This window comes from Klebsiella sp. MS 92-3 (assembly GCF_000195655.1).
In the GTDB taxonomy this organism is placed as follows: domain Bacteria; phylum Pseudomonadota; class Gammaproteobacteria; order Enterobacterales; family Enterobacteriaceae; genus Klebsiella; species Klebsiella pneumoniae.
This window is the reverse complement of record NZ_GL882837.1, coordinates 23,921-39,371: the sequence shown is the minus strand read 5'-3', so window position 1 is coordinate 39,371 and position 15,451 is coordinate 23,921. Positions and strand designations below refer to the sequence as shown.

The following is a 15,451-nucleotide window of genomic DNA, read 5'->3' as shown; positions in this document are numbered from 1 at the left end:
GGGTTTTTTTATCGGTTATAACTTAAGCCGCCGGCTGAGTTACAACTTCTTTGTAGCCTTTAACTTCGATCTCTACACGACGATCCGGAGCCAGGCAATCGATCAGGGCAGCGCGAGCTTTCACGTTGTCACAGGTGTTGCCAGTAACCGGGTTGGATTCACCCATGCCGCGAGCGGAGATTTTGCCAGCCGGGATGCCTTTAGCAACCAGGTAGTCAACAACGGACTGAGCACGTTTCTCAGACAGCTGCTGGTTGTAAGCTTCGGAACCGATGCGGTCGGTGTAGCCCAGAACAACAGCGGAACCGTCTTTCGGATCCATGTTGCTCAGCTGAGTGTACAGCTGATCCAGAGCCTGCTGACCTTCCGGTTTCAGGGTAGCTTTGTTGAAGTTGAACAGAACGTCAGACTTCAGGGTGAAGTGCTTGGTAGCCACTTCCGGAGCCGGAGCCGGAGCCGGAGCAACAACCGGTGCAGCATCTTCCTGACCGAAGCGGTAGGAAACGCCCAGGCTCAGCATGCCGTTATCAGGACGGGTACCCACAGTGCCCGCGTCGCCGATGTTGTTAACCCACTGGTATTCCAGACGGGTAGCGATGTCACGAGTAACAGCCCACTCTACGCCGCCAGCAAATACTGGGGAAACGCCAGTGTCGTGTTCGCTACGGGAAACGCCGGTAGAAGCGTAGTTGCCTTTGGAGTCAGCGCGCCAAACCATGCCGCCCAGACGGGTGTAGATGTCCAGATCGTCAGTGATCGGGTAACCCAGTTTAGCGGTCAGCTGAACGCCCTGAGCTTTGAAAGCACCGTTGTCAACGCTGCCTTTATATGCCATACGGCCCAGCCAGTCATAACCCATTTCGAAACCGAGGTACGGGTTAACCTGGTAACCACCGAACGCACCAGCACCAAGCTGATCGTTACGGGTCGGACCGTTGTTGTTCTGGAAACCGTTACCGTAGAAACCGGTGTCGTGATACTGGGACCAACCCAGTTTACCACCTGCATACCAGGTGTTATCTTTCGGAGCGGCCTGCGCTACGGTAGCGAAGCCAGCCAGTGCCACTGCAATCGCGATAGCTGTCTTTTTCATTTTTTGCGCCTCATTATCATCCAAAATTCGCCATGAAGTTACAAAAGACCTCACGGTTAAATCCTTCACCGGGGGCGTGACTTGTTGTTAACTATGCTGATACATGCAGCGTAAGCCGATCACCCCTGGCGATGTAAAGTCTACAACTTAGTTCGAAACTTACAAGTGTGAACTCTGTCAGGCATATGAAAAAAAAGGGTTGTGTACACAATATTTAACAAATATGGTTGATTTTCGTACACGAAAAAAAGACAGAAATCCCCGTGTGGCAGGCATTCCGCGAAAAAGACCATAAAAAACGCTGTACCTTTCCCAGCGGTAAAAAAAATTCCAGGAATAATCCTAATTTCACTCAATGATACAAATTTGAGTGAATTTTTAGCCCGCTGAGTTGTCTGCCGAGCGTGCCCTGATTTCGCACCGGGCGCATGATGAATCCCATCGCGGACCCTACCTGGGCAGCGTTAACGAGACGTTCATGTTCGTCAGCGGTTAACTCCTCCGCCAGCCAGCAGATAACCACACTATAATTACCCGTGCGCAGGGCACGGATCATTGAGTCTATGGTATGGCAGGGAGAGAGCTGGCTAATTTGCATGACCTTGGACAGCGGCAGACCGGCGGACTGAACCCATTCGCGGCTGAGCTTTTGTTGCGGCGTGAGCCACAGCTGCCAGCGCGACTGTTGACCCAGCTGCTGTAATAAAGGTAGCAGCAATAACTGCGTCATCATGGGTTGATCTTCACGATAGACAATTTCACTGATCAGCCCATTGGTGTTCTGTTCGCCAGAACGATGAGCGTAGTGGCCTGCCGGAGCAGAAGCCTGTGCTGAACGGTTTGCGTGAGCTGAAGTAAACATAGTCTATCCCGCCTTTAGTTACTGTATGCATATACAGTATCTTCACCAGGGGAAAAGATCAACCGCAATTTGCCATTTTGCTGCCGGGAATTTAATCGCTTCTCGTGGTTCCTTATCTGTCAAAAGAAGCCCCTGCATTATCCAATCCTTAACGCGCGCTAATGGTTTCATTTCTCCCTGTCGATTGCTGCAACGCTTGCGATTTTCTGAAAGCGTCTCGCAAAACCGCATTCTGGTGAAAAAGTCGGCGAAAATCATCTTGCTGCTGCCCGGGAAGTCCCTTATGTTTTCTCTTAGCGGATCCGTTAACAACTTAAGTTTAATTACATGATTAACAAAGGAATGATCATGAGAAAACTAGTTTGTCCGCGGCTCCCGCAATTTCAGGCCTGCGTCTCACCGCTGGGTCAACTGCATACTCGTCCGCTCTTTGGCGGCTACAGCCTGGCTATTGATGATACGGTATTTGCGATGGTGGCCGAGGGGAACATTTATCTGAAGGCCTGCGAGCAGAGCGCTGCTTATCGGGTGGAACATCGTAATCCTCTGTTAACGCTGCGCCGACACGGCCGCATAGTGCCGCTGAAGTATTATCAAATTGACGACACTTTATGGCGCGATGAGCAGCAGCTTTTTCGGCTATCGCTACTGTCGTGGCAGAGTGCGCAGCGCGAAAAGAACTGCCGACGGGCGTCGGGCCGCCTGAAGGATTTACCCAATATCAGCTTTCATATGGAATTGCAGCTGATTCACGCGGGCATACCGGACGTTAGGACGTTGCGGGAAGTTGGTGCGCAGGAGGCATGGCTGAGGCTACGCGTAAATAATGCTTCTTTATCGCTGAGCGTATTGCTGGCGCTGGAGGGGGCGATTGCCGGGGTACATGCCGCCGCGCTCCCGACGCCACGGCGTCAGGAGCTTCTCGAATGGGCGGCTACCCGGTAGCGGAAAAGCCTTGTTATTCGGTTTGGGCGTGGACCCGTTGCTGCAGGCGGCAGATTTCAGGCAGCAGCGCCAGCAGCAGGCCAATCTGCTGTAAGACCAAGGGTTCCTTACTGTCCGCGCGCGGTTCCAGATGATGGATCCGGCTTTGCAGGCTGTTCAAAGCCTGTTGCACCCGCTGTTCATCCGCGGGGGTATGGTGCAAGGCGTCATCCACATAACAGACTGCATCATCCAGCAGGGCGAGGATTTCCGGCGTGGACAGTTTTTCCCGATGCGCGCCAAGAGCGGAGATGTAGCTGGTGAACGTGTGGTTAAGGCATAGCAGACGAAAGGCGGTTTCTCGCTGGGTGGCATCCGCGCGTGGTTCAGTCGATAAGTTCGAGACGACGGAGGCCAGCTCAGCATCACGGTTGTAGGCGTCACGACGCGCGACACGGTAGGCCAGCCGGTTGTCGCGGCCCTGATGATACTGCTCCAGAATCGCGTCCAGATAGCGGCAGTTCGCGTTCATTGCCCGGTCCAGCACCCGCGGCAGGTTGCGGAATTTCCAGTCCGGCCAGATGAAGCTGACCGCTGCCCAGGCGATGGCGCAGCCGATCAGCGTATCAATGATACGCGGCAGCGCGACTTCAAAGCCCTCGCCAAGCAGGTTAAAGCACAGCAGCACCAGCAGCGTAATAAACATCGTGGCATGGGCGTACTGCACGTTACGGAAGGCAAAAAACAGCACGCCGGTCAGGACGATCAACAGCAGTTGCCCTTCAACAGAGGGAACCAGCAGCAGGACCGGCAGGCCGATCGCCACCCCAACCAGCGTGCCGATAATCCTTAGCGCCAGGCGATGGCGGGTGGCGTTATAGTTCGGCTGACAGACGAACAGGCTGGTTAGCAGGATCCAGTAGCCATGCTGGAGCCCGGTAAACTGGATAAAGGCATAGCCGGCGCAGAGCACCAACGACATACGTACTGCGTGGCGGAAAAGGGCCGACTCTGGCGACATATTGCGCTGCAGGCGCAGCCAGATATCGCTCAGACCGCCGAGTCTGTCGTCGGCCAGCAGCGTCTCGGTATTACTCCCGGCAGGCGCGGTGGTTTGCACCGATTCAATGGTGGCCAGCTGAGCATCGATAGCGCGCAGGTTATTCAGTAAATACCCGAGGGCGTTGAGCTGCTCGTCGGATGCGCCGCCGGCGCGCACGCGCTCAAGTGCCGCATCGAGATGCATGAACGCCCGTTCAAAATGGGCATCATGCTGATAGGGTTCGCGTAACAGAATCGCCCGCGACAGTTTCTGGCAGGCCTGCGCCTGCATCGAAAGCATACGCTGGAAACGGAACATCACATCGCTATAGCGAAATTGATCGCGTAGGGTTTGATACTGAATATGCGATGAGCTGGCGCGTTCATGAATATCCTGGGCCACAAAGTAGTACTGCAGGGTGCGGCGGGTTCCGCGCTGGCCCCGATCGCCTCGCAGTCGGGTTAGCAGCGAGACCTTGGTTTGGTTAAGCGTAGCTACCAGCTGGCCATTAGCGAGCGCCAGATCGTACAGCGGCGCCTGGCTCTCATCCTCAAGGTCAGGATCAAACAGCCGGGATTTGAGCTCAAGATAGCGGGCCAGCTGCTCATAGCTACGCGCCAGGTTGTCCTGCAATGGACGAATCGGAAAGATCAGGTGCCCGGACAGCGTCAGCAGGTTGTACCACACGGCCCCCGCCAGCAGGAACAACGGCTGCAGATACCAATGATCGTACAGCGTGACGCCGAGCATGGTGTAGATGGCGATAAGCAGGGCGCCGAAGGCAATGGTCGCATAGCGCTGACCGAGGCCGCCAAGCAAAATAAAGCCGATGGTAGACACGGTCAAACCAAGGGCAAACAGCGGCGGCCACGGAAACAGCAGCTCCACGGAGGCGGAGGCGATAAAAAAGCAAACCAGAGTAATGGCAAGATTACGCAGACGGCCGGCCAGACGGTCGTCAAGGTCGGTCAGAGCCGCAGCCACGACGCCGAGGGTGAGGGGGATGGTCAGTTTGACTTCGCCGATCCACCAGGGAAACAGCGTTGTGCCGCAGAGCGCGATAATAATTCGTACGTTATAAAGCCAGGCGCTGTTCCAGGTGTAGCGGCGTAGCAGGGGGCTAATCATGTCCGTGTTCCGTTCGGTTACTGAAAGCGACGACGCGCATTGGCTTCACGCGCAGCACGCGCGGTTTCCACAGAAACGACCCGGCGACCCACCGGCCAGAGGGCGATGGCGGCGATTTTGAAATTCGCGATCCCCACCGGGATGCCTATGATAGTCAGGCACTGAGCTATACCGCTGAAAATGTGCATCAGGCAGAGCCACCAGCCGAAAAAAATGAACCACAGAATGTTCAGAACGGTACCGCCGGCGTTCAGTAGACCGTTTTTGCGCCCCGGCTCGAGCTCGTCAACATGAATCGCCTCGTTACCGTAGGGAAATAACGAAAGGCGAGTGATTTCCCAGCAGGAACGAGTCAGCGGCAGCGTGACAATCAGAATGATGCTGACCAGGGTGGCGAGTAGCCAGCCTAGAGTGGTGGCGAAACCGCCAAGGATAAAGTTCAAAATATTCAGAATGGTACGCATAAAGCCTCGGTTTTGCCCGGTGGATAATAAGACCTGATGATTGTAACGTTTTTTTGCGCTGGAGCACCTGGTCCGGGGCGGTTAAACTGAAAAACAATCCACCCTGATTGAAAATCGACATTATATGGAACTTAAAGCGACAACATTGGGCAAACGCATGGCTCAGCACCCTTATGATCGGGTGCAGCTACTGAACGCCGGGGTAAAAGTTTCCGGCGATCGTCATGAGTATCTTATCCCTTTCAATCAGTTATTGTCAGTGCATTGTAAGCGCGGTCTGGTCTGGGGCGAACTGGAGTTTGTGCTACCGGACGGGAAAGTCGTGCGTTTGCACGGTACCGAGTGGAGCGAAACGCAGCGCTTTTATCATCATTTACACACACTCTGGCAGCAGTGGAGCACGGAGATGAGCAATATCGCCGCCGGCGTGCTGAAGCAGCAGCTGGCGACGATCGAGCACACTCGCGCAGAAGGCAAGTGGCTAACCCGTCAGCAGGTGGCGGATGTTCAGGATAATATACGCCATGCGTTGACTGGTTTGCCGATGCCCACCAGTCGGCTTGATGCCTTTGATAACTGCCGGGAGCTGTGGCGGGAGTGTCAGCGCTGGTTAGGCGATATTGAAGCGACGCGTCTGGCCCATAACCAGGCCTTTACCGAGGCGATGCTGGAGCAATATCGCGAATTTTTTGATAGCGTTGAGTCGTCCCCGCTCAATGCGTCACAAGCGCGTGCGGTAGTGAACGGCGAGCGCTCCCTGCTGGTGCTGGCGGGAGCGGGCAGCGGTAAAACCTCGGTACTGGTGGCGCGAGCGGGCTGGCTGCTGGCGCGGGGAGAAGCCGCGGCAGATCAAATTTTGCTGCTGGCATTCGGCCGCCAGGCGGCGCAGGAAATGGATGAGCGGATCCGCGAGCGTCTGGCATCAGATGATATTACCGCGCGTACTTTCCATTCGCTGGCGTTGCATATTATTCAGCAGGGCAGCAAAAAAGTGCCCACTATCAGTAAGCTGGAAAGCGATACTGCGGCCCGCCACGCATTGCTGCTGAAAAGCTGGCAAAAGCAGTGCCAGGAGAAAAAAGCGCAGGCGAAAGGTTGGCGCCTGTGGCTGGAAGAAGAGATGGGCTGGCAACTGCCGGAGGGGGACTTCTGGCAGGACAAAAAGGTGCAGCGGCGGATGGCCAGCCGGCTTGACCGCTGGGTGAGCCTGATGCGCATGCACGGCGGCTCCCAGGCGGAGATGATTGCCGGGGCGCCGGAAGCGGTACGCGACCTGTTCAGTAAACGGGTGAAGCTGATGTCGCCTCTGATGAAAGACTGGAAAGCGGCGCTCAAGGCCGAGAATGCGGTCGATTTTTCCGGCCTGATCCATCAGGCGGTCAATATTCTCGATAAAGGCCGCTTCGTCAGCCCATGGAAACACATTCTGGTGGATGAATTTCAAGATATTTCGCCGCAGCGAGCCTCGCTGTTGGCCGCGTTACGCCGGCAGAATAGCCAAACCACGCTCTTTGCCGTCGGGGATGACTGGCAGGCGATCTATCGGTTCAGCGGGGCGCAGCTTTCTCTGACCACCGCATTCAACCACTACTTTGGCGAAGGGGATTGCTGTGCGCTGGATACCACCTATCGCTTTAACGGGCGTATCGGCGAAATAGCCAATGGCTTTATCCAGCAAAATCCGCATCAGTTAAGCAAACCGCTGAACAGCCTTATGGCAGGTGATAAAAAGGCCGTCACGCTGTTAGCCGACGACAAGCTGGACGATCTTCTGGATAAGCTGAGCGGTTACGTTAAGCCCGAGCAGCGCATCCTGCTGCTTGCCCGTTATCACCATCTGAAGCCTGAGGCGCTCAACAAAGCGGCGACGCGCTGGCCGCACCTGCAGCTTGATTTTATGACGATTCATGCCAGCAAAGGTCAGCAGGCTGACTTTGTCATTGTGTTGGGACTGCAGGAGGGGGAGGATGCGTTTCCGGCCCCGGCGCGCGAGTCGATTATGGAGCAGGCGCTCCTGCCACAGCCGGAAGATTTTCCGGATGCGGAGGAGCGTAGACTGTTGTACGTGGCGCTCACCCGCGCTCGTCACCGGGTATGGCTGTTATTTAACAAGGCGCAACCTTCGCCGTTTGTCGAGATCCTGCAGGCGCTGGATGTGCCCGTGGCCAGGAAGCCGTAATCGCGGCTCGATTATTTCAGGCGCTCGGCAAGATAGCGTGGATAATCCGGGATCAGAATATCGAGCGGTTGACCGAAGTGCGGCGACTGGATAATAAAGTCAGCGGTGGAGACGTTAGTGGCGACCGGAATGTTCCAGACGGTGGCCAGGCGCAGCAACGCTTTGACATCCGGGTCGTGGGGAACGGCGTTCAGCGGATCCCAGAAGAAGATCAGCACGTCGATTTTGCCTTCTGAAATGAGGGCACCCACCTGCTGGTCGCCGCCCATCGGACCGCTCAGCATGGCATTAACCTCCAGGCCGGTAGCCCGGGAGACGAGATTACCGGTAGTGCCGGTAGCATACAAAATATGTTGCGCCAGCAGCGCCTGATGGCGAGCAACCCATTTCATCAGCATATCTTTGCAGTGATCGTGAGCCACCAGCGCGATATGTTTTTGCGCAGGCAGGGTACGTGTTGTCAGTTCCATATTTTCATTCCACATTTTGACCTGCAAACAGATTACTGAATGTGGCTGTCGCTGCAAGCATCGGGGATGAAAATTTTGCTGAATCTGTGGGTTAGGCTGGATGGCCCCCTGCTGCGGATTAGCATACACTTAAGTGAAATAGCAGGAGGAAACCATGAAAGAGAATGATATTGCTGGCATCCTGACCTCGACACGGACGATTGCGCTGGTCGGAGCCAGCGACAAGCCTGACCGTCCGAGCTACCGGGTCATGAAGTATCTGCTGGATCAGGGGTATCACGTTATCCCGGTTTCGCCGAAGGTGGCGGGCAAGACGCTGCTGGGACAACAGGGGTATGCGACGCTCGCCGACGTTCCGGAAAAGGTCGACATGGTTGATGTCTTCCGTAATTCAGAAGCGGCGTGGGGCGTAGCGCAGGAGGCGATAGCCATCGGCGCGAAAACGCTATGGCTGCAGCTGGGGGTGATCAATGAGCAGGCTGCGGTGCTGGCCAGGGAAGCCGGATTGAGCGTAGTGATGGATCGCTGCCCGGCCATTGAGCTACCGCGACTGGGATTAGCAAAATAACAAAAAACCCCGCCTGGCGGGGGTTTGTTTTTGTTGCGAAGGCGCGGAGCCTGCAGCTGCTGACGAATCGTTTTGGCCAGTTCGTCGAGGGACGGCTGTTCCGGGTGTTCGTCGCGGGTTTCGCTGCTCAGCTGCGCTTCTGCCAGATAGGTGTGAATCGGCTGGCCATCATCATCTTCCATCACCACATGGTACCAGGGCGCCGCGCGCAGTTCGTCATTGGCGGCAATTTCATCCTCTTCCGGCTCCGCGAGCGAATACTCGGGATCGACATCGACGATGACGCCCAGGTAGCCCAAGAGCGTATGGCGGACCTGTTGGCCGATACCGAATTTGCTGGCTATCATAGGCACCTCCTGGGAAACATGAATACTCCCTATATGAGGCTCATGTTTCGTTTTTCAAGTTACATGACGCGACAGGCAAACCCCTTCAGATACAGCCCTTCCGGGTAGGTTGCGATCACCGGGTGGTCGGCAGCCTGACGGAACTGTTCTATAAATTGTACATCACGCCCGGCATCAATTGCGGCATCGGCGATGATTTTCTGAAATAAATCGGTGGTCATCAGCCCGGAGCAGGAGAATGTCAGCAGCACGCCGCCGGGGTTCAGCAGCTGGATCGCCAGCATATTGATATCTTTATAGCCGCGGCAGGCGCCCATCAGCTGGCTTTTATTTTCCACGAACTTCGGCGGATCCATCACGATCACGTCGAATTTCTCTCCCTGATCGCGGTATTTACGCAGCAGTTTGAACACGTCGTCGCGCACAAACTCCGCTTTGGACAGATCCAGTCCGTTGATCTCCACGTTCTGGCGGGCAACGTCGAGCGCCTCCTGAGAGGTATCCACGCTGGTGACCTGGCGGCAGCCGCCCATCAGCGCCGACCCCGCAAAGCCGCCGGTGTAGGAGAAGCAGTTCAGCACCCGTTTATCCGCGACATAGCGGCGGGTGGCCAGGCGGCTGTCGCGCTGGTCGAGGTAGTAGCCGGTCTTGTGCCCGCCCTGGATATCGACCAACAGCTTCATGCCGTGCTCGGTGATCGGCAGCAGCGCCGGGGGCAGTTCGCCCACCACCGGCCCCTGGGCCAGCTCCAGTCCCTCTTTTTTACGCACGGCGACATCGCTGCGATCGTAAATGGCGCAGTCCGGGAACAGGTTCTGCAGGGCGCTGATGATGGCGGCGCGCTGGTATTCGGCGCCTGCGCTGAGCAGCTGCAGCACGAAAAAGTTGCCAAAGCGGTCGATAGTGACGCCCGGCAGGCCATCGGACTCGCCGGCGATCAGGCGGTAGCTGTCGAGGCCATCGCGCTCGGCCAGCCAGGCACGCCAGGTTTGCGCCTGCTGCAGACGGCGTTCAAAGAAGGCGCTATCGATGGCTTCATTGCGGTCGAAGGTCCACACGCGGGCGCGGATCTGCGACGACGGCGAGTAAGCGCCGCGGGCCAGCCATTTTCCCTGATGGTCAACGATATCGATGGTTTCACCGCTGCGGGCTTTACCTTCCATGCGGGCGACGCCGCCGGAGAATATCCACGGATGGCGACGCAGCAGGGATTTCTCGCGTCCTTTGGCTAACACTAAGCGGGGGAATAGGGAATCTGTCATGGGGCTACCTTTAAGCAACGGGAATGTCGGCACCGAAAAATGGCGCGTAGATTAGCACACCTGGCGCACGCAAGCATCTTTCGCCCGGCAGGCACAGGTGAGCGTTTCGGCACAAAATGCAGGCGCTTCGGCACATTCAGCTGGTGCGGACTCTCATACCCTGTTTTCTCACCCCAACGAGGAGCAGACGATGAAAACAGGTATCCGCATGGCTGTGGCGATGGTAGCGGCTGTGAGCAGCGGCGCGATGGCCGCGCCGTTTAGCGTAAGCAGCAATGATATGCGTGACGGGCAGCCGCTGGCCCAGCAGCACTGGTTTGCCGGTTTCGGCTGTACCGGAGGCAATGTCTCTCCGCAGCTGGCATGGAAAAACGCCCCGGCGGGCACGCGCAGCTTCGCGGTCACCGTCCGGGATCCCGATGCGCCTACCGGCAGCGGCTGGTGGCACTGGACGGTGGTCAATATCGCCAGCAGCGTCTTTTCGCTGCCCGCTGGCGCGGGAGATAAAAACAGCGCTACACTGCCGGGCGGAGCGGTCCAGGGCCGCAACGATTTTGGCTATGCCGGCTTCGGCGGCGCCTGTCCGCCGGCGGGAGATAAACCGCACCGCTATCGCTTTACGGTATGGGCGCTGGATGTCCCCACGCTGCCGGTGGATGCCGGGGCCAGCGGGGCGCTGGTCGGCTATCTGTTACATAGCCATGCTCTCGCCAGCGCACAGTTGACGGCGATGGCCGGGCGTTAAAATAAAAGGTCGGTCTGATGGAGAGTATCCACTTTCAGCATAACGCCTTAACCGCGGCGGAGATCACCACCCGACGGCTATGCAGACTGCATCGCGTGCGGCTGTTCTCCCCGGCGCTCTGTCGGGTGAAACGCGGCAGCAAAGTGATTGTGCAAGGGGAGAGCCGGGTGCTGGCGACTCCGCAACAGCTGATTGTTTTGCCAGCTGATGTGGAACTGGAGGTGATTAACCAGCCGGAGAATGGCCTCTTTTGCTCCGATCTGCTATCGCTGACGCCCGAGCTGCTGACGAGGTTTAAGACTCGTTATCTCAGCGAATCACCGCCAGGACGCCTGACCTCGCTCTGCGCACCGGTGACGACAGAGCTGGCGTTTATGTGGCAAAGCGTTCTGCAGGCGGTGCGGGAGGGATTGTCCGTCGCGCTGCAGCAGCACCAGACCATGGGGCTGCTGCTGGCCCTGTATGAGGCTGGCTATGCGGGCCCGCTGCTCGTCGAGCGGCAGCAGGATCTGTCGGCGCAGGTGCGGCAGCTGATTATGCTGTCGCCGGCGCAGGCATGGAGCGTGTCGCGGGTGGCGAAAATGCTCTTTCTCGGCGAGTCCACGCTGCGCCGTCGGCTGCAGCAGGAATCGCAGAGTTTTCGCCAGATCGTCGAGGAGGTGCGGATGGCCCACGCCCTGGGCCAGCTGCAGACCACCTCGCGGCCAATAGGCGAAATTGCGCAGAACAGCGGATATCAGTCGGGATCGCGCTTTACCGCGCGCTTCCGTCAGCATTATGGTTTACTGCCGAAGCATGTACGCTGAGCGAATTTGCTATCCTCAGCGTATAGCGTGAGCGAAAAGGAGATGATTATGGCCAGTATCTGCACAATGGCATGGGTTTACGGTTCGGTTCAGGGCGTGGGGTTTCGCTATTCCACGCAGCGGGAAGCGCTGCAGCTGGGGGTGACCGGTTATGCCCGTAATCTGGATGACGGCGGGGTGGAAGTGCTTGCCTGCGGCGAGGCGGAGCAGGTGGAAAAACTCATCACCTGGCTGAAAGCCGGGGGGCCGCGCAGCGCGCGGGTTGACCGAGTGTTAACCGAGCCCCATCAACCCACCCGCAGCTGGGACAAATTCGCGATCCTCTATTAGATGCACTTCACCGGCTTCGGCAAGCCGGCGATTTTAGTCGCCTGTTTGGCGGGTCCTTTCGGAAACAGGCGATAGAGATAGCGGCTGTTGCCTTTCTCTTCGCCAAACTTGTTGGCCATCGCCTTGACCAGCATACGGATCGCCGGGGAGGTGTTAAATTCAAGGTAAAACTCGCGCACAAAGCGCACTACTTCCCAGTGTTCAACGGCGAGCGTTATCCCCTCCTGCGCGGCAATGACTTCCGCCATCGCCTCGCTCCACTGGGTGGTATCTTTCAGATAGCCTTCGCTATCCGTTTCAATTTCGTTGCCTTCAAAAATAAACATGATTTTTCACATACCGCCTGAAACTGGCCGCAGTGTAGCAAAAAAAAAGGCCCCGCATAAGCGAGGCCTCTGTTAAGCAGGGGAGCGGTTAGTCCCGGCTGGCGAAGCCCAGGATGCTCAGCAGGCTGACAAAGATGTTGTACAGCGAGACATACAGACTGACCGTCGCGCGGATATAGTTGGTTTCACCGCCGCGGATAATGTTGCTGGTCTCGAACAGGATGGCGCCCGAAGAGATCAGGATGAACACCGCGCTAATCGCCAGGTGCAGCGCCGGCAGCTGCAGGAACAGGTTAGCGACCATACCAATCAGGACGACCACCACGCCGGCCATCAGCATCCCGCCAAGGAATGACATGTCTTTACGCGTCGTCAGCACATAGGCCGAGCAGCAGAAGAAGACCAGCGCCGTGCCGCCCAGCGCCAGGCCGATTAAATCGCCCATGCCGGCAGAAAGATACGCGTTCAGCATCGGCCCAAGGATATAGCCGAGGAACCCGGTGAAGGCGAAGGCGGAAATAATCCCGGTGGGTTTATTCGCCGTTTTGTAGGTCAGGAACATCAGACCGTACATCCCCACGAGGGTCAAAATGAGACCCGGCGAAGGGAGCATCAGCACTGTGCTGGCGGTGGCGGTGATAGCGGAAAACGCCAGCGTCAGGCTGAGCAGGAAGTAGGTGTTACGCAGAACCTTGTGCGTGCTGAGCAGCGAGGAACGGTCACGCGATGATGTAATTATGCGATCCATGAGTCACTCTCTTATGACAGATGTAATTAGGGATAAAGAATAAGAAAAACAAGCGTGAAGCCCTAATGCTTTTACCCATCTTTACTTAGTTTTTACCGCTTTTGCCTGGCATAAAATTCTATATAGATAGGGAAAAGCGATATATTTTCGCTTTTCGCGTCGCTGAGCCGATCGAAATCTTATAGGTCACTGAAAAATATTGCCTTATTGCGGTTCTGCGACTAAGTGTGGAAGAGGGGGATTACCCCGTACGTCAAAGGCAAAGGGAAATGACATTACACAAAAAAAATCACATCACCCGAACACTCCTGGCTGTCAGTATGCTGGCTATGAGCGGCGGGGCGCTAGCGGCGCAGGTGCCGCCGGGCACCCAGCTGGCGGAAAAGCAGGAGCTGGTCAGAAATAACGGCAGTGAACCGGCGTCACTCGATCCGCATAAAGTCGAGAGCGATGTTGAATTCAATATCATTAGCGATCTCTTTGAAGGGCTGGTTAACGTGTCGCCAGCGGGGGTGATCCAGCCGCGACTGGCGGAACGCTGGGAAAACAAAGACAACCTGTTATGGACCTTTCATTTACGCCCCGGTCTGACCTGGTCTGACGGCACGGCCATTACAGCGCAGGATATCGTCTGGAGCTGGCAACGGCTGGTCTCGCCGGCAACAGCCTCCCCCTACGCGAGCTACCCTGGCAATATGCATATCGCCAACGCCCGCGAGATTGCCCTCGGGCAAAAGGGACCCGAGACGTTGGGGGTGAAAGCGCTGAACGACACCACGCTGCAGGTCACTCTGACCCAGCCGAATGCCGCCTTCCTGGCGATGCTGGCGCACCCTTCGCTGGTACCGATCGACAAAGTGCTGGTGGAGCGGTATGCCGATAAATGGACCCGACCAGAGCATATCGTCACCAGCGGCCCGTATAAGCTGTCCCAATGGGTGGTGAATGAGCGGCTGGTGGCTGAACGTAATGCAAAGTACTGGGATAATGCGCATACCGTTATTAATAAAGTGACTTACCTGCCAATCTCTTCGGAGGCCGCCGATGTCAACCGCTACAAAGCAGGGGAGATTGATATTGTCTATACGGTGCCGATCAATCAGTTTGCGCAGTTGCAGAAAACCATGGGCGACCAGCTGGACGTTTCGCCGCAGCTGGCGACCTATTACTACGAATTCAATACTACCCGGCCGCCGTTTAACGACGCCCGTGTGCGTCGCGCGCTGAATATGGCGCTTGATAAAGATATCATTGCCGGAAAAGTGCTTGGCCAGGGCCAGCGCCCGGCCTGGCTGATCGGTCAGCCGGATATCGGCGGCGTGACGCTGCATAACCCGGACTACGCCAGCTGGCCGCGTGAGAAACGGATTGCCGAGGCGAAAAAACTGCTGGCGCAGGCGGGGTATGATGAAAGCCATCCGCTGGTCTTTACCCTGCTCTATAACACCTCTGAGTCGCACCAGCGTATCGCCATTGCCGCCAGCTCTATGTGGAAGAAAAACCTCGGCGTCGAGGCGAAGCTACAGAACCAGGAGTGGAAGACGATGCTGGATACCATGCATACGCATAACTTCGACGCCGTCCGCTACGCGTGGATTGCCGACTACGACGATGCCGCCACCTTCCTCAATACTTTCCGTACCGGGGATAGCGAGAACACCAGTCAGTACAGCAACCCGGCTTACGACGCGGCGCTGCGCAACGCGGCGAAAGCCTCCGACGTGGCGACCCGGGGCAAATACTATCAGCAGGCGGAAGATCTGCTGGCGCAGGATGTTCCCGCCATTCCGGTCTATCACTATGTACGTACCCATCTGGTGAAACCTTGGGTAGGGGGCTTCACGCCGGATAAGCTGGGGTATTACTACACCAAAGACATGTACATTAAAAAACACCCATCCGCCAGCGGCGATGGGCGTTGATTTTCTGTGCAAACTGCCTGAAATTCAGACGAATAACACAAAATTGTTTGTTTTTAAGGCAGTTGATCAAAATGATGCTTTACAGCATCCGCCGAGGTGTTTATAGTGCGCCTCACACCGGAAGTGTGGCCGAGCGGTTGAAGGCACCGGTCTTGAAAACCGGCGACCCGAAAGGGTTCCAGAGTTCGAATCTCTGCGCTTCCGCCATATAAAAGAAGGGGTTACCGAAAGGTAA

The 15,451-nt window shown here is 56.7% G+C and carries 16 protein-coding genes, 1 tRNA gene and 1 pseudogene; 8 read left to right on the top strand and 10 right to left on the bottom strand.

From position 1 onward, the window contains the following. Window positions 1-22: 22 nt before the first annotated feature. From ompA to HMPREF9538_RS33155, 3 genes are all read right to left on the bottom strand, one after another. Window positions 23-1,093 (bottom strand): porin OmpA, encoded by a 1,071-nt coding sequence (gene ompA, locus HMPREF9538_RS07605; protein ID WP_002898408.1) that lies wholly within the window; start codon window positions 1,091-1,093, stop codon window positions 23-25. Between the two features lie 352 nt (window positions 1,094-1,445). Further along, a complete protein-coding gene (gene sulA, locus HMPREF9538_RS0128170; protein ID WP_004179215.1) occupies window positions 1,446-1,955 on the bottom strand; it encodes an SOS-induced cell division inhibitor SulA in 510 nt (169 codons plus the stop codon). A 42-nt stretch (window positions 1,956-1,997) separates the two neighbouring features. Next, entirely contained in the window at window positions 1,998-2,126 is a 129-nt protein-coding gene (locus HMPREF9538_RS33155) for a hypothetical protein (protein WP_254895261.1), read from the bottom strand. A gap of 177 nt (window positions 2,127-2,303) precedes the next feature. Here HMPREF9538_RS33155 and HMPREF9538_RS07615 point away from each other — a divergent pair, with 177 nt between their 5' ends. Further along, a complete protein-coding gene (locus HMPREF9538_RS07615) occupies window positions 2,304-2,900 on the top strand; it encodes a TfoX/Sxy family DNA transformation protein (protein ID WP_004179217.1) in 597 nt (198 codons plus the stop codon). A gap of 13 nt (window positions 2,901-2,913) precedes the next feature. On the opposite strand, the gene yccS is transcribed toward HMPREF9538_RS07615, so the two are convergent. After that, window positions 2,914-5,049: a YccS family putative transporter gene (gene yccS / locus HMPREF9538_RS07620; protein ID WP_009485780.1), complete on the bottom strand. Its 2,136-nt coding sequence runs from the start codon at window positions 5,047-5,049 to the stop codon at window positions 2,914-2,916. Between the two features lie 17 nt (window positions 5,050-5,066). Then, a complete protein-coding gene (locus tag HMPREF9538_RS07625) occupies window positions 5,067-5,513 on the bottom strand; it encodes a YccF domain-containing protein (RefSeq protein WP_002898425.1) in 447 nt (148 codons plus the stop codon). A 124-nt stretch (window positions 5,514-5,637) separates the two neighbouring features. Here HMPREF9538_RS07625 and helD point away from each other — a divergent pair, with 124 nt between their 5' ends. Then, complete coding sequence (helD, locus tag HMPREF9538_RS07630) at window positions 5,638-7,692, top strand: DNA helicase IV (protein ID WP_009485779.1); 2,055 nt, start codon at window positions 5,638-5,640, stop codon at window positions 7,690-7,692. Between the two features lie 11 nt (window positions 7,693-7,703). On the opposite strand, the gene mgsA is transcribed toward helD, so the two are convergent. Next, window positions 7,704-8,162 carry a methylglyoxal synthase gene (gene mgsA, locus HMPREF9538_RS07635; RefSeq protein ID WP_002898432.1) on the bottom strand — a complete coding sequence of 153 codons (459 nt, stop codon included), beginning with the start codon at window positions 8,160-8,162 and terminating at the stop codon, window positions 7,704-7,706. Between the two features lie 154 nt (window positions 8,163-8,316). Here mgsA and HMPREF9538_RS07640 point away from each other — a divergent pair, with 154 nt between their 5' ends. Beyond that, a complete protein-coding gene (locus HMPREF9538_RS07640; RefSeq protein ID WP_004144085.1) occupies window positions 8,317-8,730 on the top strand; it encodes a CoA-binding protein in 414 nt (137 codons plus the stop codon). A 32-nt stretch (window positions 8,731-8,762) separates the two neighbouring features. Here the strand turns inward: HMPREF9538_RS07640 and hspQ are convergent. Both hspQ and rlmI read right to left on the bottom strand, forming a co-directional pair. Then, window positions 8,763-9,077: pseudogene (gene hspQ / locus HMPREF9538_RS0128165) on the bottom strand (heat shock protein HspQ); the annotation flags it as partial. Window positions 9,078-9,136: 59 nt separating this feature from the next. Next, entirely contained in the window at window positions 9,137-10,339 is a 1,203-nt protein-coding gene (gene rlmI / locus HMPREF9538_RS07645) for a 23S rRNA (cytosine(1962)-C(5))-methyltransferase RlmI (RefSeq protein WP_009485777.1), read from the bottom strand. 190 nt (window positions 10,340-10,529) lie between these two features. On the opposite strand from rlmI, the gene HMPREF9538_RS07650 reads away from it, so the two are divergent. Genes HMPREF9538_RS07650 through yccX form a run of 3 tightly spaced genes read left to right on the top strand, consistent with a single transcriptional unit; the run spans window position 10,530 to window position 12,220 of the window. Further along, window positions 10,530-11,084: a YbhB/YbcL family Raf kinase inhibitor-like protein gene (locus tag HMPREF9538_RS07650; protein WP_004210995.1), complete on the top strand. Its 555-nt coding sequence runs from the start codon at window positions 10,530-10,532 to the stop codon at window positions 11,082-11,084. A gap of 17 nt (window positions 11,085-11,101) precedes the next feature. Next, window positions 11,102-11,890, top strand: a complete 789-nt coding sequence (locus tag HMPREF9538_RS07655) for an AraC family transcriptional regulator (RefSeq protein ID WP_004176634.1) — start codon at window positions 11,102-11,104, stop codon at window positions 11,888-11,890. Between the two features lie 48 nt (window positions 11,891-11,938). Continuing rightward, a complete protein-coding gene (gene yccX / locus HMPREF9538_RS07660) occupies window positions 11,939-12,220 on the top strand; it encodes an acylphosphatase (protein WP_004176632.1) in 282 nt (93 codons plus the stop codon). On the opposite strand, the gene tusE is transcribed toward yccX, so the two are convergent. After that, the gene (gene tusE / locus HMPREF9538_RS07665; protein ID WP_002898457.1) at window positions 12,217-12,546 is read right to left on the bottom strand and encodes a sulfurtransferase TusE; all 330 of its coding nucleotides are present in this window, start codon (window positions 12,544-12,546) and stop codon (window positions 12,217-12,219) included. The two genes, yccX and tusE, sit on opposite strands and share 4 nt — an antisense overlap. 88 nt (window positions 12,547-12,634) lie before the next feature. Beyond that, window positions 12,635-13,294: an FtsH protease modulator YccA gene (gene yccA, locus HMPREF9538_RS07670; RefSeq protein WP_002898458.1), complete on the bottom strand. Its 660-nt coding sequence runs from the start codon at window positions 13,292-13,294 to the stop codon at window positions 12,635-12,637. 269 nt (window positions 13,295-13,563) lie between these two features. Here yccA and HMPREF9538_RS07675 point away from each other — a divergent pair, with 269 nt between their 5' ends. Both HMPREF9538_RS07675 and HMPREF9538_RS07680 read left to right on the top strand, forming a co-directional pair. Next, window positions 13,564-15,216 carry an ABC transporter substrate-binding protein gene (locus tag HMPREF9538_RS07675; protein ID WP_009485775.1) on the top strand — a complete coding sequence of 551 codons (1,653 nt, stop codon included), beginning with the start codon at window positions 13,564-13,566 and terminating at the stop codon, window positions 15,214-15,216. A 119-nt stretch (window positions 15,217-15,335) separates the two neighbouring features. Beyond that, a tRNA-Ser gene (locus tag HMPREF9538_RS07680) sits at window positions 15,336-15,423 on the top strand. Window positions 15,424-15,451 lie beyond the last annotated feature (28 nt).